19 protein-coding genes are annotated in these 21,220 nt (G+C 64.9%); 15 read left to right on the top strand and 4 right to left on the bottom strand.

Annotated elements, in window-relative coordinates; translation table 11 throughout:
• The first annotated feature begins 215 nt into the window (after window positions 1-215).
• From ACTG4K_RS14145 to ACTG4K_RS14130, 4 genes are all read left to right on the top strand, one after another.
• Window positions 216-1,847: a Re/Si-specific NAD(P)(+) transhydrogenase subunit alpha gene (locus tag ACTG4K_RS14145; protein WP_439114850.1), complete on the top strand. Its 1,632-nt coding sequence runs from the start codon at window positions 216-218 to the stop codon at window positions 1,845-1,847.
• Between the two features lie 57 nt (window positions 1,848-1,904).
• Window positions 1,905-3,326, top strand: coding sequence for a Re/Si-specific NAD(P)(+) transhydrogenase subunit beta (pntB, locus tag ACTG4K_RS14140; protein ID WP_439114849.1), 1,422 nt, complete (start codon window positions 1,905-1,907; stop codon window positions 3,324-3,326).
• 267 nt (window positions 3,327-3,593) lie between these two features.
• Entirely contained in the window at window positions 3,594-5,282 is a 1,689-nt protein-coding gene (locus ACTG4K_RS14135) for a long-chain-fatty-acid--CoA ligase (protein WP_439114848.1), read from the top strand.
• A 121-nt stretch (window positions 5,283-5,403) separates the two neighbouring features.
• Window positions 5,404-6,168, top strand: coding sequence for a 5'-methylthioadenosine/adenosylhomocysteine nucleosidase (locus ACTG4K_RS14130; protein WP_439114847.1), 765 nt, complete (start codon window positions 5,404-5,406; stop codon window positions 6,166-6,168).
• 225 nt (window positions 6,169-6,393) lie between these two features.
• Here the strand turns inward: ACTG4K_RS14130 and corA are convergent, their stop codons facing one another.
• Entirely contained in the window at window positions 6,394-7,380 is a 987-nt protein-coding gene (gene corA, locus ACTG4K_RS14125; RefSeq protein ID WP_439114846.1) for a magnesium/cobalt transporter CorA, read from the bottom strand.
• Between the two features lie 208 nt (window positions 7,381-7,588).
• The gene (locus tag ACTG4K_RS14120; RefSeq protein WP_439114845.1) at window positions 7,589-8,860 is read right to left on the bottom strand and encodes a patatin-like phospholipase family protein; all 1,272 of its coding nucleotides are present in this window, start codon (window positions 8,858-8,860) and stop codon (window positions 7,589-7,591) included.
• 64 nt (window positions 8,861-8,924) lie between these two features.
• Between ACTG4K_RS14120 and ACTG4K_RS14115 the strand changes: the two genes are divergently transcribed.
• From ACTG4K_RS14115 to hprK, 4 genes are all read left to right on the top strand, one after another.
• Window positions 8,925-10,148, top strand: a complete 1,224-nt coding sequence (locus tag ACTG4K_RS14115) for an MFS transporter (RefSeq protein WP_439114844.1) — start codon at window positions 8,925-8,927, stop codon at window positions 10,146-10,148.
• Between the two features lie 152 nt (window positions 10,149-10,300).
• On the top strand, window positions 10,301-10,630 hold the full coding sequence (hpf, locus tag ACTG4K_RS14110) for a ribosome hibernation-promoting factor, HPF/YfiA family (protein WP_304833866.1): 330 nt from the start codon (window positions 10,301-10,303) through the stop codon (window positions 10,628-10,630).
• A gap of 136 nt (window positions 10,631-10,766) precedes the next feature.
• Window positions 10,767-11,237, top strand: a complete 471-nt coding sequence (locus ACTG4K_RS14105) for a PTS sugar transporter subunit IIA (protein WP_322305180.1) — start codon at window positions 10,767-10,769, stop codon at window positions 11,235-11,237.
• A gap of 164 nt (window positions 11,238-11,401) precedes the next feature.
• The gene (gene hprK, locus ACTG4K_RS14100) at window positions 11,402-12,352 is read left to right on the top strand and encodes an HPr(Ser) kinase/phosphatase (protein WP_439114843.1); all 951 of its coding nucleotides are present in this window, start codon (window positions 11,402-11,404) and stop codon (window positions 12,350-12,352) included.
• A gap of 215 nt (window positions 12,353-12,567) precedes the next feature.
• On the opposite strand, the gene fur is transcribed toward hprK, so the two are convergent.
• Window positions 12,568-13,002, bottom strand: a complete 435-nt coding sequence (gene fur, locus ACTG4K_RS14095; RefSeq protein ID WP_439114842.1) for a ferric iron uptake transcriptional regulator — start codon at window positions 13,000-13,002, stop codon at window positions 12,568-12,570.
• Window positions 13,003-13,187: 185 nt separating this feature from the next.
• Here fur and ACTG4K_RS14090 point away from each other — a divergent pair, with 185 nt between their 5' ends.
• The 7 genes from ACTG4K_RS14090 (at window position 13,188) to holA (ending at window position 20,201) form a co-directional block, all read left to right on the top strand.
• Window positions 13,188-13,787, top strand: coding sequence for an outer membrane protein assembly factor BamE (locus tag ACTG4K_RS14090; protein WP_439114841.1), 600 nt, complete (start codon window positions 13,188-13,190; stop codon window positions 13,785-13,787).
• Entirely contained in the window at window positions 13,784-14,605 is an 822-nt protein-coding gene (gene dapB, locus ACTG4K_RS14085) for a 4-hydroxy-tetrahydrodipicolinate reductase (RefSeq protein ID WP_439114840.1), read from the top strand. The genes ACTG4K_RS14090 and dapB overlap by 4 nt, the downstream gene beginning before the upstream one ends.
• Before the next feature lie 13 nt (window positions 14,606-14,618).
• Window positions 14,619-15,290 carry a MotA/TolQ/ExbB proton channel family protein gene (locus ACTG4K_RS14080; RefSeq protein ID WP_439114839.1) on the top strand — a complete coding sequence of 224 codons (672 nt, stop codon included), beginning with the start codon at window positions 14,619-14,621 and terminating at the stop codon, window positions 15,288-15,290.
• Between the two features lie 5 nt (window positions 15,291-15,295).
• Window positions 15,296-15,751, top strand: coding sequence for an ExbD/TolR family protein (locus ACTG4K_RS14075; RefSeq protein ID WP_439114838.1), 456 nt, complete (start codon window positions 15,296-15,298; stop codon window positions 15,749-15,751).
• 138 nt (window positions 15,752-15,889) lie between these two features.
• Complete coding sequence (gene leuS / locus ACTG4K_RS14070) at window positions 15,890-18,577, top strand: leucine--tRNA ligase (RefSeq protein WP_439114837.1); 2,688 nt, start codon at window positions 15,890-15,892, stop codon at window positions 18,575-18,577.
• Window positions 18,578-18,588: 11 nt separating this feature from the next.
• A complete protein-coding gene (locus tag ACTG4K_RS14065) occupies window positions 18,589-19,128 on the top strand; it encodes an LPS-assembly lipoprotein LptE (RefSeq protein ID WP_439114836.1) in 540 nt (179 codons plus the stop codon).
• A 20-nt stretch (window positions 19,129-19,148) separates the two neighbouring features.
• Entirely contained in the window at window positions 19,149-20,201 is a 1,053-nt protein-coding gene (gene holA / locus ACTG4K_RS14060) for a DNA polymerase III subunit delta (RefSeq protein ID WP_439114835.1), read from the top strand.
• Between the two features lie 12 nt (window positions 20,202-20,213).
• Here holA and ACTG4K_RS14055 read toward each other — a convergent pair whose 3' ends face one another.
• On the bottom strand, window positions 20,214-21,182 hold the full coding sequence (locus ACTG4K_RS14055; RefSeq protein ID WP_439114834.1) for a helix-turn-helix domain-containing protein: 969 nt from the start codon (window positions 21,180-21,182) through the stop codon (window positions 20,214-20,216).
• Window positions 21,183-21,220 lie beyond the last annotated feature (38 nt).

Genomic DNA, 21,220 nt, shown 5'->3' with positions numbered 1-21,220 from the left:
GGGCGAGATAAGCGAGGCCGTCACACCCCAGACGGCCAGGCCCGACCCATCGCCATGCCGCCAAGGCACTGGCCGACGCGGGCAAGCTCACTGACTGAAATGGCACGGGCCTGCAAGCCGACGGTGGACGCCGCTTCCGCCGCTTGGGCATGCCTGAAGCCCGCTGCTTTTTTCACCGACCCCATTCTGAAATCCCTGCATCAAGGACTGCCCTTATGACTTCTGGCGCATCGACCGAAACAGCCGCAGCCAGCGCGGCCGCACCCACACCGCAGTGCATTGGCGTACCCCGTGAGATTTTCCCCGGCGAAAAACGCGTGGCCACCGTGCCCGAGGCTGTGGTCAAGCTCATCAAGCTGGGCTTTGCTGTGGTGGTGGAAAGTGGCGCCGGCGATCTCGCCAACCTCAGCGACGCCGACTATGTAGAGGCCGGTGCCAGCATCGCGCCCACTGCGGCTGAGCTGTGGAGCGGCAGCGACATCGTCTTCAAGGTGCGCGCACCCACGGCCGATGAAGTGGCGCTGATGCACGAAGGCCAGACGCTGATCGGCTTCCTCTGGCCTGCGCAGAACCCCGATCTGATGCAGCAACTGGCAGCCAAGCAGGTCACGGCGCTGTCCATCGACGCGCTGCCGCGCACCCTCAGCCGCGCGCAGAAGATGGACGCGCTCACCTCCATGGCCGGTGTCAGCGGCTACCGCGCGGTGGTCGAGTCGGCCAATGCCTTCGGTCGTTTCTTCAACGGCCAGATCACGGCTGCGGGCAAGGTGCCGCCGGCCAAGGTGTTCATCGCCGGCGCCGGCGTGGCTGGTCTTGCGGCGATAGGCGCTGCTGCCAGCCTGGGCGCCATCGTGCGCGCCAACGACACCCGTGCCGAGGTGGCCGACCAGGTGGTCTCGCTGGGTGGCGAGTTCGTCAAGGTTGACTACGAGGAAGAGGGCTCGGGCGGCGGCGGTTACGCCAAGGTCATGAGCGAAGGCTTCCAGCAGGCGCAGCGCGAGATGTACGCGAAGCAGGCGCGCGAGGTGGACATCATCATCACCACCGCGCTGATTCCCGGCAAACCCGCGCCCAAGCTGATCACCGCACAGATGGTGCAGAGCATGAAGCCCGGCAGCGTGATCGTGGACATGGCGGCCGAGCAGGGCGGCAACTGCGAGCTGACCGTGCCGGGCGAGGCGGTGGTGCGCCACGGCGTGACCATCGTCGGCTACACCGATCTGGCCTCGCGCATGGCGCGCCAGTCGTCCACGCTGTACGCCACCAACCTGTTCCGCCTGAGCGAAGAGCTGTGCAAGACGAAAGACGGTGTCATCAACGTCAACATGGAAGACGACGCGATCCGTGGCCTGACCGTGGTGAAGGACGGCGCCATCACCTGGCCCGCGCCGCCCATCGCGGCGGCGCCCAAACCGGCGCCCAAACCGGCTGCTGCGGTGGTGGCGAAGAAGGGCCACGGCCATGGCGAGCCTTCTGGGCCGATGCCCGCGGGCAAGCTGGCCATCGTGGCCGGCGTCACGGCGGTGCTCTTTGCGCTGGTGGGCGCCTACGCACCGGCCGCGTTCCTGTCGCACTTCACGGTCTTCGTGCTGGCCTGCTTCGTGGGCTACATGGTGGTGTGGAACGTCAAGCCCGCGCTGCACACGCCGCTGATGAGCGTGACCAACGCCATCAGCTCCATCATCGCCATCGGCGCGCTGGTGCAAATCTCGCCCATGGCCAACGCAGCCGATCGGCCGAATACCTTGATCGGTGTGCTGGCCGCGGTGGCGCTGGTGCTCACCGCCATCAACATGTTCGGCGGCTTTGCCGTCACCCAGCGCATGCTGGCGATGTTCCGAAAGTAATGACTTCGGGGACAGATCTTCAGCTCTGTCCCCGACTGATTAAGAAAAGAGATATTCATGTCTGCAAGTCTGGCCACGGTCTCCTACATCGGAGCGACCATTCTCTTCATCCTCAGCCTGGGTGGCCTGTCCAACCAGGAAACTGCGCGCCGGGGCAACCTGTACGGCATGGTCGGCATGGCGCTGGCCGTGCTGGCCACGGTGTTTGGCCCGCAAGTCACCATGGCCGGCGTGCCCTGGATCATCGGTGCCATGGTGATCGGCGGTGCCATTGGCCTGACCGCTGCGCGCAAAGTGCAGATGACGCAGATGCCCGAGCTGGTGGCGCTGATGCACAGCATGGTCGGCATGGCCGCGGTGCTGGTGGGTTACGCCACCTACGTCGATCCCGAAGCGTCGAAGAACCTCGACAGCGCAGCCCACGCCATCCACGCGATGGAGATCTACATTGGCATCTTCATCGGCGCGGTCACCTTCTCGGGCTCGGTGGCGGCCTTCGGCAAGCTGTCGGGCCGCATCGGTGGCAGCCCCATGCTGCTGCCGGGTCGGCACTGGCTGAACCTCGCGGGTTTGATTGCGGTCATCTATTTTGGTCGCATGTTCCTGCAGGCCGAAACCATCGAACAGGGCATGCTGCCGCTGTTCGTGATGAGCGCCATTGCGCTGCTGTTCGGTATCCACATGGTCATGGCCATTGGCGGCGCCGACATGCCGGTGGTGGTGTCCATGCTCAACAGCTACTCGGGCTGGGCGGCTGCGGCCACCGGTTTCATGCTGAGCAACGATTTGTTGATCGTGACCGGTGCCCTGGTGGGCTCCAGCGGCGCCATCCTGTCCTACATCATGTGCAACGCCATGAACCGCAGCTTCATCAGCGTGATCGCGGGGGGCTTCGGCACCACCGCCGCCGCGCCCAAAGCTGCGGGCGGTGCCGCTGCCGAGCCGGTGGGTGAGGTGAACCCTATCCTGGCCGGCGAGACCGCCGAAATGTTGCGCGAAGCCAAGAACGTGATCATCGTCCCCGGCTATGGCATGGCGGTGGCGCAGGCGCAGCACACGGTGTTTGAAATCACCAAGCACCTGCGCGAGAAGGGCGTGAACGTGCGCTTCGGCATCCACCCGGTGGCGGGTCGCATGCCCGGTCACATGAACGTGCTGCTGGCCGAAGCCCGGGTGCCTTACGACATCGTGTTCGAGATGGACGAGCTGAACGAGGACTTCCCTGACACCGACGTGGCCATCGTCATCGGTGCCAACGACATCGTGAACCCGGCTGCGCAGGACGACCCCACCAGCCCCATTGCCGGCATGCCGGTGCTCGAAGTGTGGAAGGCGCGCACGTCCATCGTGATGAAGCGCAGCATGGCCAGCGGCTACGCCGGCGTGGACAACCCGCTCTTCTACAAGGACAACAACCGCATGCTCTTTGGCGACGCCAAGAAGATGCTGGACGAGGTGCTGGTGGCGCTGAAGAGCTGACAGCGCTTGGGCGGCGGGGCGGCCAGAGGCGGTTTCTGGCCGTCCATGTATGGCATCAACCGCGCAAGACGGGGCCTTCGGGCCCCTTTTTTGTGTGGCGTACGAACAGACTACCGGTACTTTGTTTTCATAGCGCGCCAGCGCGGGTGTTCAAGGTTTGCGGTAATTTGTCAGTCGTTCGTAAGGGAAAAACACGATGCCCAGAGGCCTTGTGTCGAACGACAATGCGCAGTTGCTGACAACCCACAAGAGATCTGGAGATACCGCATGACCGAACCGACGGCCAACCGTCCCTGGCTGGGCGCCTACCCCGTGGGCGTACCCGCCGACATCGATGTGGCCCAGTACCCTTCGCTGGTGCACCTGATGGAAGAGAGCTTCCAGAAATACGCCAGCCGACCCGCCTACAGCTTCATGGGCAAAGAGGTGGGTTTTGGACAAACCGACAGCCTGTCGCAAGCCTTCGCCGCCTATTTGCAGGGCCTGGGGCTGGTCAAGGGCGACCGCGTGGCCATCATGATGCCCAACGTGCCGCAGTACCCGGTGGTGGTGGCGGGCATCTTGCGCGCTGGCTTGGTGGTGGTGAACGTGAACCCGCTCTACACCCCACGCGAGCTGGAGCACCAGCTCAAGGACTCGGGCGCCAAGGCCATCGTGATCGTGGAGAACTTTGCCGCCACGCTGGAGCAGTGTGTGGCCAACACGCCCGTGAAACATGTGGTGCTGGCCGCCATGGGCGACTTGCTGGGGCTGCTCAAGGGCGCGGTGGTCAACTACGTGGTGCGCAATGTCAAGAAGATGGTGCCGACTTTCAGCTTGCCGCAGGCGGTGCGCTTCAACGAAGCCATTGCCCGGGGCACCCGCGGTACCTTCAAGCGGCCCGACATGAAGCCCGACGATGTGGCGGTGCTGCAGTACACCGGTGGCACCACCGGTGTGAGCAAGGGCGCGGTGCTGCTGCACCGCAACGTGATCGCCAACGTGTTGCAGTCCGAAGCCTGGAACGAACCGGTGATGAAGCAGGTGCCCGCCAGTGAGCAGCCCACCAGCGTGTGCGCCTTGCCGCTGTACCACATCTTCGCCTTCACCGTGAACATGATGCTGTCCATGCGCACCGGCGGAAAAACCATTCTGATTCCCAATCCGCGCGACCTGCCCGCCGTGCTCAAAGAACTGAGCAAGCACACCTTTCACAGCTTTCCGGCCGTCAACACCCTGTTCAACGGCCTGGCCAACCACCCCGACTTCAACACCGTCAACTGGAGCAACCTGAAGGTGTCGGTGGGCGGCGGCATGGCGGTGCAGAGTGCCGTGGCCAAGCTCTGGCTGGAGAAAACCGGTTGCCCGATCTGCGAAGGGTACGGTCTGTCGGAAACCAGTCCGTCGGCCAGCTGCAACCCCGCCACCAGCACCGAATACAGCGGCACCATTGGTGTGCCGCTGCCCAACACCTGGATGAAATGCCTGGACGACGACGGCGTGGAAGTGGCGCTGGGCCAGCCCGGCGAGATTGCCATCAAGGGCCCACAGGTGATGGCCGGCTACTGGCAGCGTCCCGATGAGACCGCCAAGGTCATGACCCCCGATGGCTTTTTCAAGAGCGGCGACGTGGGCATCATGGACGCGCGCGGGTATTTCAAAATTGTGGACCGCAAGAAAGACATGGTGCTGGTGAGCGGTTTCAACGTCTACCCCAACGAGGTGGAAGACGTGGTGGCGCAGCTGCCTGGGGTGATGGAATGCGCCGTGGTGGGGGTGCCCGACGACAAGTCGGGCGAGGCCGTGAAGCTGGTGATTGTGAAGAAAGACGCCGCGCTGACCGAACTGCAGGTGCGCGACTTCTGCAAGGCCAACCTGACCGGCTACAAGCAGCCCAAGGTGGTGGAGTTCCGCACCGAGCTGCCCAAGACGCCGGTGGGCAAGATCCTGCGCCGCGAGTTGCGGGATAAGAAGTAACCCCCCGCGCCGCCTGCGGCGTCACCCCCCAGGGGGCAACGCGAGTGGCCCGGCGGAGCCGGTTCCACCGCGTTCTCGGATCAGACACGTGCTCCAGTGAGTGCCTGGCTTCTGATCCAATATGGGCATGACATCCATTCCCCGTACCGCCATTGTTTCCGCCCTGCACGACGAACTTGCCAGTGTGCTTGCGCTGATGCCCGACGAACACAAGGAGGTTGTGGGTGGGCGCGAGTTCTGGGTCGGGCACTTGCACGGGCAAGACGTGGTCGCCGTGCTCAGCGGCATCGGCAAGGTGGCGGCGGCCACAACCGCCACGCTGCTCATCGAGCGTTTCGGCGTGAAGCGCATCGTGTTCACCGGCGTGGCCGGCGGGCTGGGGCAACGTGTGAACGTGGGCGACGTGGTGCTGGCGCGGTGCTTCCTGCAGCACGATATGGACGCCTCGCCGCTGTTTGCGCGCCACGAGGTGCCGGGCTATGGCCGGGCGCGTTTCGAGGCCGATGCGCCACTGACCGATGCGCTGGAGCTGGCCTGCGACCGCATGCTGCATACCCTGCCGCAAGAACTGGGTCCCGACACCGTGGCGGCCTTTGGCTTGCAGTCGCCGCGCCTGCACCAGGGGCTGCTGATCAGCGGCGACCGCTTCGTGGCCACCACGCTGGAAAGCCAGGCGCTGCAACGCGACTTGCCCGACGCGTTGGCGGTCGAAATGGAAGGCGCCGCCTTTGCCCAGGTGTGCCACGACTTTGCTGTGCCCCTGGCCGTGGTGCGCACCATTTCAGACCGAGCCGACGACGCTGCACATGTGGACTTTCCGCGCTTCCTGCGCGAAGTCGCCAGCCGCTACAGCGGCGCGGTGATCGAAGCCCTGTTCAACCACTGAACCGTCCGGCGTGAGATGCCCCCACCCAGAATGCGGTGGGTCCAGCTTGGCCAGCCCGCATGTGTGCATGTTTTTTGGTGGGTACTGACCGCGTTCAGTGATTGGGACAGTCGGAGCGAGATGGCCCCCCCAGAACGCGGCGCAACCGGCTTTGCCGGGGCGCACCGCGTTGCCCCTTGAGGGGCGGAGCCCGCTACACGCAGTGAGCGGGCGATGGGGGTGGTCTTAACGCAACCAGCCCCGCTTGCGGAAATACACCATGGGCACGATGGCCGACATCACCATGAGCCCTATGGCCAGCGGGTAGCCGTAGGCCCATTCCAGCTCGGGCATGAAACGAAAATTCATGCCGTAGCTGCTAGCCACCAGGGTGGGTGGCAGCAGCGACACGCTGGCCACCGAGAAGATCTTGATGATCTTGTTCTGGTTGATGTTGATGAAACCGACCGTGGCGTCCATCAAGAAGTTGATCTTGTCGAACAGAAACGCGGTGTGGCTGTCCAGCGAGTCGAGGTCGCGCAAAATCTGGCGCGCGTCTTCAAACTGCTCGGCGCTCAGCAGGCGGCTGCGCATCATGAAGCTCACGGCGCGCCGGGTATCCATCACGTTGCGACGAATGCGGCCCGACATGTCTTCGTTGCGCGCAATGGCCGACAGGGCTTCGCTCAGCAGGTTGTCCGAGGCGTTGCTGTTGAGCACCTTTTTGCTCACGGTCTCGATCTCGTCGTAAATGTCTTCGAGCGTGTCGGCGCAGTATTCGGCGTCGGCGTCGAACAGCATGAGCAACACGTCTTTGGCGTCTTCGATCAGGCCTGGCATGCGGCGTGCGCGCATGCGCAGCAGCCGAAACACGGGCACGTCTTCGTCGTGGATGGAAAACAGCACGCCTTGGCTTTTGAGCGAGTCATTGTGCTCATTCAAGATGAACGCCACGCGGATCGCGCGCGGGTCTTCTTCATCGTCGATCAAGAAGTCGCTGCGCACATGCAGCTCGCCGTTGTCTTCTTCAAAGAAGCGGGCCGACTCTTCGATGTCCTCGTCCATCGCGTCTTCGGGGATCGACAGCCCAAAATGCTGCTTCACCCAGCGGCGTTCTTCGGGCGTGGGTGCCTCCAGGTCGACCCAGATGGGCTTGAACTGCGCCAGTTCTTCGAGCGACTCGATTTCTTCCTGGAACAGGCGGCCGTTGGCCAGGGTGAATACGTTGAGCATGTGGGCGCTCCCGGCGTGAGAGGGTCTGAGGGAAGCGGGGTGCTGGTGTGACCCCGGGGCGGTTGGGGTGGCGCTTTCAGCCGGCCGTTCGCCTGACCTCAGCGTCCGCGCGGTGGGCGGGGCTCAGACGGGAGCGGGTGGGGCTGAAAGCACACAACTGGGAGGTGTGCTGTCCATGGGGTTGTTCAGGGTTGAAAACTGCCGCCGATTATGGCACTGCCGACCGGTGGTTGTGGCTCAGTGGTGCGCTCAGGAACCGTATCAATTCGTCTTTGCGCCGCCAGGCGTCGCCCTCGCCGAGCTCTATCAGGGCGGTGACGAAGTCGGGTTCAAACAGCAGGTAGCTCGCCAGCGCAGCGGCGCTGCCGGCAGCCCCCTTTCCGGTGTCCAGCGCACCCAGCCCCACCAGGGTGTTGCGGGTGGGGCGGGGCAGCGCACCCATGTATTTGTGGGCCAGTTCGTCCAGTGAAAAGCTGGGTTGGAGCGCCAGCACGTCCACAGGGCGGTAGGGCAGCGCCGCCGCCAAGTGGGGTGGCAGCTGGGCCAGTGTCTGGCTCACCCGCTGGGTTTGCTCCACGTCAGATTGCAGCGTGTCGTGAAACACGCTGGCCATGGCGTGGCCAGCAATGGTGCCGGCGGTGGGTTCGTTGCTCACACGGGCGGCCATGCCCGAGCGCTGGGGTTGGCCCACGCCAATCACCAGTACCCGGCGGGCGCCAAAGTGGATGGCGGGCGACAGCGGAGACAGCTGGCGCATCGAGCCGTCGCCAAAGTGTTCTTTGCGCCCTTCCACCCACAGCGGTACGGCTGGAAACAGGAACGGAATGGCGCTGGAAGCCATCAGGTGCTCGATGGTGATGGGCTGAAAGTCGGCACGCCGTCCCGGCCGGTGCCAGGGCTGCACCGGGCTGTGCGGGCGGGTTTGGCAAAAGGTCCAGTGCTCGCCCGACGTGTAGCTGGAGGCGGTGACGCCGAGCACGTCAATGTGCTGCTGCTCCAGCGCCTGTTCCAATGCCTGGAGGTTGATGGCCTGGTGCAGCGTGTTCACGAGGGGCATGGTGTCGAGCAGGGCGCGGTGGCGGCGCACCTGGCGTGCCAGCGTCCAGCCGGCCACCAGCCGGTTGGCACGCACCCAGCCCGGGGCGTCCAGTCGGTACACCTGTTCCGAGCGCAGACTGCGCCAGAAGTCTGCCAGTTGCGGCAGCGCCGCCAGGCCCAGCGCGGCGTGGCTGCCCAGGTAGGCGGCATTGAGCGCCCCCGCCGAGGTGCCAAACAGGCACTGAAAAGGAAACGGTGATGCGCTGGCGGCACGGCTTGGGGCGGTGGTGGTGCCCAGCATGGCGGCCAGTGCCTTCAACACGCCGGCCTGGTACGCTGTGCGGGCGCCGCCGCCCATGAGCACCAGTGCGCAGCCATTGCCCGGCATCCCGGACCGGTCGGCGCTCAGCATGTTGCATGAAATCAGGGTATCGAGTGACAACGTGGTTGGCCTGGTGACCCGGCGCCAGCGGCGCCTCGGATACATTGGGTTGTTACCCAAAATCATGACACATTCTCATCTCACCCCCGGCCGCGAACGCTGGCTGCTGCTGACGATCGCCGGCATCCAGTTCACCCACATCCTCGACTTCATGATCATGATGCCGCTCGGGCCGCAGTTCACGCGGCTGTTTGGTATCACCGACGCGCAGTTCGGCCTGCTGGTGTCGGCCTACACCTTGGCGGCGGGCTTTTCAGGTCTGGCCGCCGCCACCTATGTGGACCGGTTTGACCGCAAGCGCCTGCTGCTCACCCTGTATGTCCTGTTTGCGCTGGCCACACTGGCCTGCGGGCTCGCGCCGGGCTATGGGTTCCTGATGGTGGCGCGGGTGGCGGCGGGCATGTTTGGCGGCGTGTTGTCGGCACTCTCGCAAACCATCGTGGCCGACGTGGTGCCGTTCGAGCGCCGCGGTCGCGCCATGGGCATCGTCATGTCGTCGTTTTCGTTCTCCACGGTGGCCGGTGTGCCCATTGGCTTGTTCCTGGCCTCGCGCCTGGGCTGGCAGGCGCCGTTCATCGGCATTGCGGCGCTCAGTGGCGTGCTGGCCTTGGGTGCCGCCTTGACCTTGCCCAGACTGAACCAGCACCTGTTGGTGAAAGACCGGCCGTCCATATGGCGCGGCATTGGCATGGTGCTGAGCGAGCGCAACCACCAGCGCGCCTTTGCGTTTTCGGCGCTGCTCATGTTCACCGGCTTCACCGTCATTCCCTTCATCACCATTTACATGGAGACCAATGTGGGTGTGCGCGCCGATCAGGTTCCATACATTTACCTGTGTGGTGGGGCGGCTACGCTGATCACGGCACGGGTGTTTGGCCGCCTGACCGATCGCATGGGCAAGGTGCGGCTGTTTCGTTGGCTGGCGTTGGCCGTCACCGTGCCCATCATGGCCATCACACTGATGCCTGCGCTGCCCTTGTGGGCGGTGCTGGCGGCATCCACGGGGTTGTTTGTGTTGCTCAGTGGCCGCATGATTCCCGGCATGGCTCTGGTCACCGGTGCGGCCACACCGGCTTTACGCGGCACTTTCATGGCACTCAACGCATCCGTGCAGTCTGCGGCCATGGGCCTGGCGTCGTTTCTGGGTGGTCTCATCATCAGCCGCGATGCGGACGGCCTGGTGCAGCACTACTGGGTGGCCGGCCTGCTCGGCGTGTGTGCCAGTCTGGCGGCGGTGGTGATGTCGCGCCGTCTCAGGGTGCACGCCACGCCCAAGGCTGCCGGCTGAATGACAAGGTTTGCATTTTCACGCTTTGTTGCACTGCAAGCTTGCGCTGCACAGTGTTCATGGGCATAGTGGCTTCAAGACATCCCCGTCGCCGTCGGGAGGTCTGCCCACCCGGCGGCTTGTGTCAACCCGGAGCATAAGGAGGCTCATGTATGAACCTGACGATCAGCGGTCACCACCTCGAAGTCACCCCCGCCCTGCGCGGTTATGTCACCAGCAAACTCGAACGCATATCCCGACACTTTGACCAGGTGGTCGACATCAAGGTGCTGCTCACGGTAGACAACTTGAAAGAGAAAGACCTGCGCCAGCGCGCCGAGTGCAACATCCACGTGAAGGGCAAAGACCTGTTCGCTGAAAGTGCCCACGCTGATCTGTACGCCGCTGTGGACGACCTGGCCGACAAACTCGACCGCCAAGTGCTGCGTTACAAGGACAAGGCGCAAGACCACCACCACGAAGCCGCCAAACGCCTGATGTAACGTCCGGAACGAGCCGCTGAAAGCGGCTCTTATGTTGCACTGCAGCAAGCCGCTTGAAAAGTCAAGCGGCTTTTTTGTTGCCAGAGTCTAGCCAACGCCGCTCAACTCGGCATAATTTGCGGTCCAAGAGGCCCACATGAACCGACTATCTGCCATATTGCCCGCCGCGCAAGTGCTTGTGAGCGTCGACGCGACCAGCAAGAAACGTGCGTTTGAAGAAGCGGGCTTGCTGTTTGAAACCCTGCACGGCCTGAACCGCGCCCTGATCACCGACAGCCTGTTTGCGCGCGAGCGCCTGGGCTCCACCGGTCTGGGCCACGGCGTTGCCATTCCCCACGGCCGCATCAAGGGTCTTAAGCAGCCGTTGGCTGCGGTGTTCCAGCTGGGCAGCCCCATCGGGTTTGACGCGCCCGACGAGCAGCCCGTGCAGCTGATGATCTTCTTGCTGGTGCCCGAAGCGGCCACCCAGAAACACCTGGAGATCCTGTCCGAAATTGCCGAGCTGTTGAGCGACAGCGCCCTGCGTGAGCAGATGAAAACGTCTGGCGAAGCAGCGGCGTTGCACGGCCTCATCACGTCCTGGCAGTCTGCACACGCCGCCGCCTGAATGCAGCGCTTCGCTGCTGCGTGCTGCAAGGCCGCGCGCGAAGCCGGCTGGCGTGCCGAATCCACACCAACAGCCCCTGCATGGGGCTGTTTTGCCTTGTGCGGCACCGCGCAAGCTCAACACGCTGGCGGTAACTGTCTGCCCTTGAGTGAAAGTGATCTGACATGAAACCCACCGTCGTCAGCGCAGACGTCCTGTTTGAAGACCACCGCGAAGCCCTGAAGTGGCAGTGGGTGGCTGGCTTGGGCGCCTCTGAGCGGCGCTTTGATGAGGTGGCCATTCGCGAGGCCCGCTCGGGTGCCGACCTGGTGGGTTACCTCAACTACATCCATCCCTACCGGGTGCAGGTGTTTGGTGAGCGCGAGGTGGCTTACCTCACGAGCGCCAACGACGACGACAACCGCCGCCGGGTTTCCCGCATCGTGACGCTGGAGCCGCCGGTGCTTGTGGTGGCCGACGGCCAGACCGCACCCGATGCGCTGCTGGCCATGTGCGAACGGGCTCAAATCCCGATGTTTTCCACCACCGAATCGGCAGCCTTTGTCATCGATGTGTTGCGGGCCTACCTTTCGCGCCATTTCGCCGACCGCGCCTCCATGCACGGCGTGTTCATGGACATTCTGGGCATGGGTGTGCTGATCACGGGCGAGTCGGGTCTGGGCAAAAGCGAACTCGGGCTGGAGCTGATTTCACGCGGCCACGGCCTGGTGGCCGACGACGCGGTGGACCTGTACCGTATCAACCAGACCAGCATCGAAGGCCGTTGCCCCGAGTTGCTGCAAAACCTGCTGGAAGTGCGCGGCATTGGTCTGCTCGACATCAAGGCCATCTTTGGCGAAACGGCTGTGCGCCGCAAAATGCGCCTCTCGCTGATCGTGCACCTGGTGCGCAAGGAAACCATGGAGCGAGACTACGAGCGCATGCCGCACGAGCCGCTGTACCAGGACGTGCTGGGCGTTCCCGTGCGCAAGGCGGTGATTCAGGTGGTGGCCGGGCGCAACATCGCGGTGCTGGTGGAAGCGGCGGTACGCAACACCATTTTGCAGTTGCGTGGCATTGACACCTACCAGGAGTTCGTTTCGCGCCACCGCGCGGCCATGTCGCGGGGAGAGTGAGGAGCAGCTGCCCCCACGCTCCCCGCTTCGCGTGGTTCGCTACACCCCGAGGGGGCTGGCCTTGCTTGGGGCGGCCCGGCGCTGCGGCCTGCTGCCCCCACGCTCCCCGCTGCGTGCGGTTCGCTGCCCCCCGAGGGGGCTGGCCTTGCTTGGGGCGGCCCGGCGCTACGGCCTGCTGCCCCCACGCTCTCCGCTTCGTGTGGTTCGCTGCTCTCTCAGGCCCTTTTGGTGCGGTGCTGGCAGTCGGTCTTGGTGCAATTCGCGTAAAGCGAGAGCGCGTGCTCTTGCAGCACGAAACCACGCGTCTTGGCCACCAGGTGCTGGCGTTTCTCGATTTCTTCGTCGAAAAACTCTTCCACGCGGCCGCAGTCCAGGCACACCAGGTGGTCGTGGTGCTGGCCTTCGTTGAGTTCAAACACGGCCTTGCCCGACTCGAAGTTGCTGCGGGTGAGCAGACCCGCCTGTTCAAACTGCATCAGCACGCGGTACACGGTGGCCAACCCGATGTCGGAACGGTCTTCCAGCAGCACGCGAAACACATCCTCGGCGGTCATGTGGCGCTGCTTGGCGTTTTGAAACACCTCCAGAATCTTCAGTCGCGGTAGCGTGGCCTTGAGCCCCGTGCTTTTGAGTTCTTCGATGTTGGTCATGGGAGGGCAGGATGCAAGGGGTGGGGTGGCCGCCAGCGGCTGGGGTGCTGTCGGCGTGTGGAGCCGGGCCTGCGGGCTGCTGTACCCCGGGGCTACAATGTTTGGATCATATCGCCAGCGCGCGCGATGTGCAGCATGGCCATACTGCTGGTGGCTGTACCACGCGCCTTTCACGGTTTGCCCACATGCATCACCTCACACCTCCTCGCTCTTCTTTATATGAGCGCCTGCCGCGTCTCAGCCGCCCGGGCCGTGTGCTGTGCGCCCTGAGCGCCGTGCTGGCGCTCACCGCCTGTTCCAGCCTGGGTGACCGCATGCCCAGCATCGGCAACCTGGTGACGCCCTACAAGATCGACATTCAGCAAGGCAACGTGGTCACGCGCGAGCAGGCCCAGGCGCTGCAGCCCGGCATGTCGCGCCTGCAAGTGCGCGATATTCTGGGTTCGCCCCTGCTCACCAGCGTGTTCCATGCCGACCGCTGGGACTACGTGTTCACCTTCAAGCGCCAAGGCCAGCCGCCGCAGCAGCGCAAGCTGGCGGTGTTTTTCAAGGGCGAGGTGATGGAGCGTTTTGAAGGCGACGAGCTGCCCACCGAGGCCGAGTTTGTGGCCTCACTGGACGTGCGCCGCAAGTCCGACAAGCCGCCTGTGTTGCAGGCCACCGAAGCGCAGCTGCAAGCGTTTCAGGAACGCAACGCCAAAACCGCGCAAACCCCACCCACTCCGCCCACCGTGGCGCCCGGCACCAGCTACCCGCCCCTGGAAACCCCGGGAGCTGCCCGATGAGCGCCACCACTTCAAGCCCGCTGCGCATTTGTGTGGCCGGCGCCAGTGGCCGCATGGGCCAGATGCTGGTGGACGCGGTGCGTGCCAGCGGCGACTGCGCGCTGTCGGGCGCGCTCGACATCGCCTCCAGCCCAGCCCTGGGCCAGGACGCGGGTGCCTTTGGCGGTCAGTCCACCGGCGTGAACATCACCGCCGATCTGGACCTGGGGCTGGCCGGTAGCCAGTGCCTGATCGACTTCACCCGCCCCGAGGGCACGCTGGTTCACCTGCGTGCGTGCGTGAAGCACGGCGTGAACGCCGTCATCGGCACCACCGGTTTCAGCGAAGAGCAAAAAGCCGAAATTGCCGAGGCCGCGAAGTCCATTGCCATCGTCATGGCGCCCAACATGAGCGTGGGCGTGAACGTGACGCTCAAGCTGCTGGAGATGGCGGCCAAGGCGCTGTCCACTGGCTACGACATCGAAATCATCGAAGCGCACCACCGCCACAAGGTCGACGCGCCCAGCGGCACGGCCCTGAAAATGGGCGAGGTGATCGCTGACGCTTTGGGGCGCGACCTGAAAGACTGCGCCGTGTACGCCCGTGAGGGCGTGACCGGTGAGCGCGATCCGTCCAGCATCGGTTTCGCCACCATCCGCGGTGGCGACATCGTGGGCGACCACACGGTGCTGTTTGCCGGCACCGGCGAGCGCATTGAAGTCACGCACAAGTCGAGCAGCCGCGCCACCTACGCCCAGGGCAGCCTGCGCGCGGTGCGCTTCCTGGCGGGCAAGCCCGCGGGCTTGTACGACATGTTCGACGTGCTCGGCTTGCGCTGAGCGGTCTGCACCCATGGGCATTCTGGACACGCTGGCGCAAGCCGACGCCCTCGGTCGCGCCGTGGCCCTGCTGTTGCTGGCCATGTCGGTGGCCAGCTGGGTGGTGATTGTGTGGAAGAGCTGGCTGCTGCACCGCGCAGCCCATGACGTGCGGCTGAGCACAGCCGCCTTCTGGCAGGCCAGCGACCTGGACGACGCCGACAAGCGGCTCGCGGCCTTTGACGCCCGCCAGTTGCTGCTGCCGCTGCTGCGCGCCGCCCGCGGCCTTGGCGGCGCCCCGGCCCACACGCTGGCCGCCGCCGGCGACCGCTCGCAGCAACTCACACGCGTGCTGCGCGACGCTTTGCACCGCGTCCTGGCCCGGCTGCAATACGGCCAGGTGCTGTTGGCCACGGTGGGCTCTACGGCGCCTTTTGTGGGGCTGTTGGGCACGGTCTGGGGCATTTACCACGCGCTCACCAGCATCGGGCTCGACGGCGGTTTTCGCATCGAGCAGGTGTCGGGCCCGGTGGGCGAGGCCCTGGTCATGACCGCAGCCGGCCTGGCCGTGGCCATTCCAGCGGTGCTGGCCTACAACGTGCTGGGCCGCAAGGTGGCCGAGATTGAGGCCGAGCTGGAAGGCTTTGCGCGCGACCTGCGCGAACTGCTGTGCCACACGGGCACACAGCCAGCGCCCACGGCCTGAGCACCATGGCCTTCGGCAGACTGGAAAAACCCGCCGGCCACCGGCCCATGAGCGACATCAACGTGACCCCGCTGGTGGACGTGATGCTGGTGCTGCTGGTGATCTTCATTTTGGCCGCACCCCTCATGGCCAGCCGACTGGCGCTGGAGCTGCCCCAGGTCGAAGCGGCCGGCACAGCGGCCCCGGACGCACCCGCCGCTTTCGTGACCTTGAGCGTGGACGCGCAAGGCCAGGTTTACTGGGATGACCAGCCCCTGAACGCTGATGCCTTGCGCCAGCGTCTGCAAGCCACCGCCGAGCGCGACCCGGCCACCGAACTGCAGCTGCGCGCCGACACCGCCGTGCCCTATGGCCGCGTGGTGGCGTTGATTGCGTTGGCCCAGGCGGCGGGTCTGTCGCGCATCGGTTTTGTGGCCGATCCATCGACGGTGGCCGCCTCGGTGCCCGTGCCAGCCCGCTGAATTTCGCCGGGGGTCCCCAAGGCCTAAAATCGTGGGTTACCGTCTTGGGCGGTTGCGGGCCGATCGCTATGTGCCCAACCCCGTCCCCGAACCCTCTTTCCCGACAGTCCTCCTTACCGCTCGCCCGGTCCCTGCTTCATGCAAGAAAAATACGCCCACAAGGAAGTCGAGCGCGCCGCGCACGCCCACTGGAACGCCACCGACGCCTACCGCGTGACCGAAGACGCGGGCAAGCAGAAGTTTTACGCCTGCTCCATGCTGCCGTACCCCAGCGGCAAGCTGCACATGGGCCATGTGCGCAACTACACCATCAACGACATGCTCACGCGCCACCTGCGCATGAAGGGCTTCAACGTGCTCATGCCCATGGGCTGGGACGCGTTTGGCCTGCCGGCTGAAAATGCCGCGCTGAAAAATGGTGTGCCGCCCGCCAAGTGGACGTATGAAAACATCGCCTACATGAAGCAGCAGATGCAGGCCATGGGCCTGGCCATCGACTGGAGCCGTGAGGTGGCCACCTGCGACCCGAGCTACTACAAGTGGAACCAGTGGCTGTTTTTGAAGATGCTGGAAAAGGGCATTGCTTACCGCAAGACCCAGGTGGTGAACTGGGACCCGGTGGACCAGACCGTGCTGGCCAACGAGCAGGTGATTGACGGCAAAGGCTGGCGCACCGGTGCGGTGGTGGAAAAGCGCGAAATTCCGGGCTACTACCTGAACATCACGTCGTACGCTGAAGAGCTGCTGGACCATGTGCAGATCGGCAACCCCAAGGCCACGCTCAACGGCTGGCCCGACAAGGTGCGGCTGATGCAGGAAAACTGGATCGGCAAGAGCCAGGGCGTGCGCTTTGCGTTCCCGCACACCATCGCGGGTGCCGACGGTGCGCTGATCGGTGAGGGCAAGATGTACGTGTTCACCACGCGCGCCGACACCATCATGGGCGTGACCTTCTGCGCCGTGGCGCCCGAGCATCCCTTGGCGCAGCATGCGGCTGCGAGCAACCCGGCGCTGGCGGCGTTCATTGAAGAGTGCAAGAGCGGCGGCACCACCGAAGCCGAGCTGGCCACGCAGGAAAAGAAGGGCATGGCCACCGGCCTGTTCGTCACGCACCCGCTCACTGGCGCGCAGGTGGCTGTGTGGGTGGGCAACTATGTGTTGATGTCGTATGGCGACGGCGCGGTGATGGGTGTGCCCGCGCACGACGAGCGGGATTTTGCGTTTGCGCTGAAGTACGCGCTGGCGATCCGCCAGGTGGTGGCGGTTGAAGGCAAGTCGTTTGACGACAGTGCCTGGCAAGAGTGGTACGGCGACAAGCAGAGCGGCGTGTGCGTGAACTCAGGCGATCTCGATGGCATGAATCAGAAGGGCGCGGTCGACCGGGTGGCCGAACTGCTGTCCGCCAAGGGCCTCGGCGAGAAGAAAACCACCTGGCGTCTGCGCGACTGGGGTGTGAGCCGCCAGCGCTACTGGGGCACGCCGATTCCCATCATCCACTGCGATGAACACGGCGCGGTGCCGGTGCCTGAAAAGGACCTGCCGGTGGTGCTGCCGCAAGACTGCATCCCCGACGGCTCGGGCAACCCGCTGCACAAGCACGAAGGTTTCCACGCCGGTGTGGTTTGCCCAGTGTGTGGCAAGCCCGCACGCCGCGAAACCGACACCATGGACACCTTTGTGGACTCGTCCTGGTATTTCATGCGCTACTGCGACCCGGCCAACACCGAGAAAATGGTGGCCGAAGGCGCGGACTACTGGATGCCGATGGACCAGTACATTGGCGGTATCGAGCACGCCATCCTGCACCTGCTGTACGCGCGCTTCTGGACCAAGGTGATGCGCGACCTGGGCCTGGTGAAGGTGGACGAGCCCTTCACCCAGCTGCTCACGCAGGGTATGGTGCTCAACCACATCTACAGCCGGCGCACCGCCAAGGGCGGCAAAGACTATTTCTGGCCGCACGACGTGGAGCATGTGCTCGACGAAGCCGGCAAGGTGGTGGGCGCCCAGCTGAAGAACCCGGCCACCAGCGGCGACGGCATGTTGCCCGTGGGCACGGCCATTGACTACGAGGGCGTGGGCACCATGTCCAAGTCCAAGAACAACGGCGTTGACCCACAGGACCTGATCGAAAAGTACGGCGCTGACACGGCCCGCCTGTACACCATGTTCACCGCGCCACCCGAGGCCACGCTGGAGTGGAACGACGCGGCGGTGGAGGGCAGCTACCGCTTCTTGAAACGCGTGTGGGGCTTTGGCGCCAAGCATGCCGACGCGCTGCGCCTCGCCACGGCCAGCAACCTGTCCAGCGCCGCTTTGCGACCCGAGGCGAAGAAGCTGCGCCGCGAGATGCACCTGGTGCTCAAGCAGGTGAGCTACGACTACGAGCGCATGCAATACAACACCGTGGTGTCGGGTTGCATGAAGCTGCTCAACGCGCTGGAAGATTTCGCTTTCGACGGCAGCGTGGGCGACAACGCCCTGCGCTGCGAGGGCATGTCGCTGCTGCTGCGCATGCTCTACCCCGCGTGCCCGCACCTGGCCCATGCAGCCTGGGTTGAACTGGGCTTTGCCACCGCTGCAGGCGAGTTGCTCGACGCCCCGTGGCCGGTGGTTGACGAAGCTGCCCTGGTGCAGGACGAGCTGGAGCTGGTGCTGCAGATCAACGGCAAATTGCGTGGCAGCGTGACCGTGCCCGCCAGCGCCGACAAGGCCGCCATCGAAGCCGCTGCACTGGCCAGCGAAGCCTTCATCAAGCAGGCCAACGGCGCCGCCCCGAAAAAGGTGGTCGTGGTGCCCGGCCGGTTGGTCAACATCGTGATTTGAGGCCCCTCACCATGCATGGCACCCGTTCCGTTTTGTCCCGCCGCACCGTGTGGCTTGGTGCCCTTGCCGGGGCCTGTACAGCGGCGCTTTCGGGCTGTGGCTTTGCCTTGCGGGGTGCGCCCAAGTTGGCGTTTGAGTCCGTGCGTTTGCAGGGCAGCGAAGCCACGCCCGTGGCGCGCGAGCTGCGTCGGGCGCTCGAAGGCGCGGGGCTTCGCGTGTTCACCTCGGCCACACCCACCAGCCCGGAAGGCGACAGCGGCCAGGTGGTGATGACCGTGGTGAGCGACCAGCGCGAGAAAACCGTGGTGGGCCAGACCGCCGCCGGCCAGGTGCGTGAAATGCAGTTGCGTACCCGCTTCACGTTTCGCTTGGCCACGGCGGCAGGCAAGAGCTTGCTGGACGCCACCGAGCTGCTGCTGGAGCGCGACATCAGCTTCACAGAAACCGCGGTGCTGGCCAAAGAGGCTGAAGAGGCGCTGCTGTTTCGCGACATGCAAAGCGACATCGTGCAGCAGGTCATGCGCCGCCTGGCGGCTGTGCAAGCGCTTTGAGCACGCCCTGAAACCCGCCCATGCAAGTCGCCGCGCCCCAACTCGATGCACAGCTGCAGCGCGGCCTGAAAAGCCTGTACACGCTGCACGGCGACGAGCCGCTGCTGATCCAGGAAGCCGCCGATGCCTTGCGCGCTGTGGCGCGCCAGCAGGGCTACACCGAGCGCACGGTGCACACCGTGGCCGGCGCCCACTTTGACTGGAGCGAGGTGCTGGCCAGCGGTGGCTCGCTCAGCCTGTTTGCCGACAAGCAGCTGATCGAAATCCGCATCCCTTCGGGCAAGCCTGGCAAAGACGGTTCGCAGGTGCTGCAGCAGCTGGCGCAGGCTTCGCAGGGCAGCGACAGCATGCTCACGCTGGTGATCTTGCCGCGGCTGGATGCTGCGACGCAAAAGGGCGCCTGGTTTGCGGCGCTGGACAGTTTTGGCGTCACGGTACGTGTGGACCCTGTGGACCGCAAGGCGCTGCCGCAGTGGATTGCCCAGCGCTTGCAGCAACAGGGCCAGCGTGTGGCGGCGGGTGAAGAAGGCCAGCGCACACTGCGGTTTTTTGCCGACCGGGTGGAGGGCAACCTGCTGGCCGCGCACCAGGAAATCCAGAAGCTCGCGCTGCTGCACCCGGCCGGTGAAGTCGGCTTTGACCAGGTGGAGTCGGCAGTGCTCAACGTGGCGCGCTACGACGCTTTCAAGCTCGCCGAGGCGGTGTTGGGCGGGCAGAGCCTGCGCGTGCAGCGCATGCTGGATGGCTTGCAGGCCGAGGGCGAGGCGGCGGTCTTGGTGCACTGGGCGCTGGCGGAAGACATCCGCACGCTCAACCGCATCCGCCGCGCCATGGACGCGGGCCGCCCGCTGCCCATGGCCTTGCGCGAAAACCGGGTGTGGGGCGCCAAAGAAAAGCTCATGGAGCGTGTGCTGCCGCAGCTGACCACGCCCACCCTCACGCGCTGGCTGCGCGACGCGCACACGGTGGACGGCATCGTCAAGGGCCTGAAACAGCCCGACTGGCCAGCCGATCCCTGGGTGGCGCTGCAGCAACTGGCCCTGCGCGTGTCGCAAGGCTGCGCGCTGCGCTGAGCGGGCGCTGAATCAAACAGCTGCTGACTGGCGCAGCGCAGTTTCCCGGAAATCGCTTGGCGACAGGCCCGCGTGTTCGCGGAACACCCGGCTGAAATGGGCGCCATTGTTGAAGCCCCAGGAAAAAGCGATGTCGGTGATGGTGCGCTGTGCCTGAGCCGGGTTTTTCAGGTCGCGCATGCAGGCTTGCAGTCGCCGGCGCAAGATGTAGTGCGCCAGCGTGTCGTCTTCGGCACTGAAGGCGTTGTGCAGGTGGCGCTTGCTGCAGTTGAGCGACTGCGCAATGCGGTCGATGGACAAACCGGGGTCGCGCAGGTGCTGCCCGATGTGCTCACGGATGCGGTCGCGAAACGCTTCGAGCTGGGTGGTGGCGCTCTCGCGACCGGCCAGTTCCTGCAACGACAGGCGCACCAGCTCAATGATCATTTCACCCGCACCGCGCGCGGTGGTGGCGTTCATGGCGGGCAGCTCTTGAAAGGTGCTGCGCATGGCCTCCAGGGCCACGCGTGAAATGCCGCTGGCGCCGCCCACGTGGCGCGCCATCAGGGGCTCCAGCCGCAGGCCGCGCTCGGCCAGCTGTTCTCTGGGCAGCATCACGATGAGGTGTTCCACCCGCTCCGGGTTGGCAATTTCGTAGCTGCCCGTGGTGTCGTAAATGGCCCAGCCACCCGGCTTCACCCAGGCTTGGCGGCCTTGCTGTTCCACCGCCGCACTGCCTTGCCAGGGCGCCACGATTTTCAGGTAACCGGTGTCGCTGGCGCGAGCCAGGCGGGGGCTGCGCAGCACGCGGTGGCGGTTGGCTTCCAGCTTGGTCAGTACCACGTCACCCGCTTGTGAAGCGCTCATGTGGCCGTCAAAACCGGTATCGCCGTACAAGTCGGATTCCAGCCCGCCGAAGTGCGTCCAGATCCAGTCGCGCCAGGCCGCAGCGCGCTCGCCCGGGGCGACGGCGTCGGTGGTCATCAGGGGCGCGGGTTTCATGGTGGTTGCTTGCGTGGGCTGCGGATAGCAAATTATGG

Origin of the sequence: Hydrogenophaga sp. (genome assembly GCF_965657535.1) — a bacterium.
Classification (GTDB): domain Bacteria; phylum Pseudomonadota; class Gammaproteobacteria; order Burkholderiales; family Burkholderiaceae_C; genus Hydrogenophaga.
The sequence above is the reverse complement of the archived record's forward strand: the minus strand, read 5'-3'. Positions and strand labels throughout refer to the sequence as shown.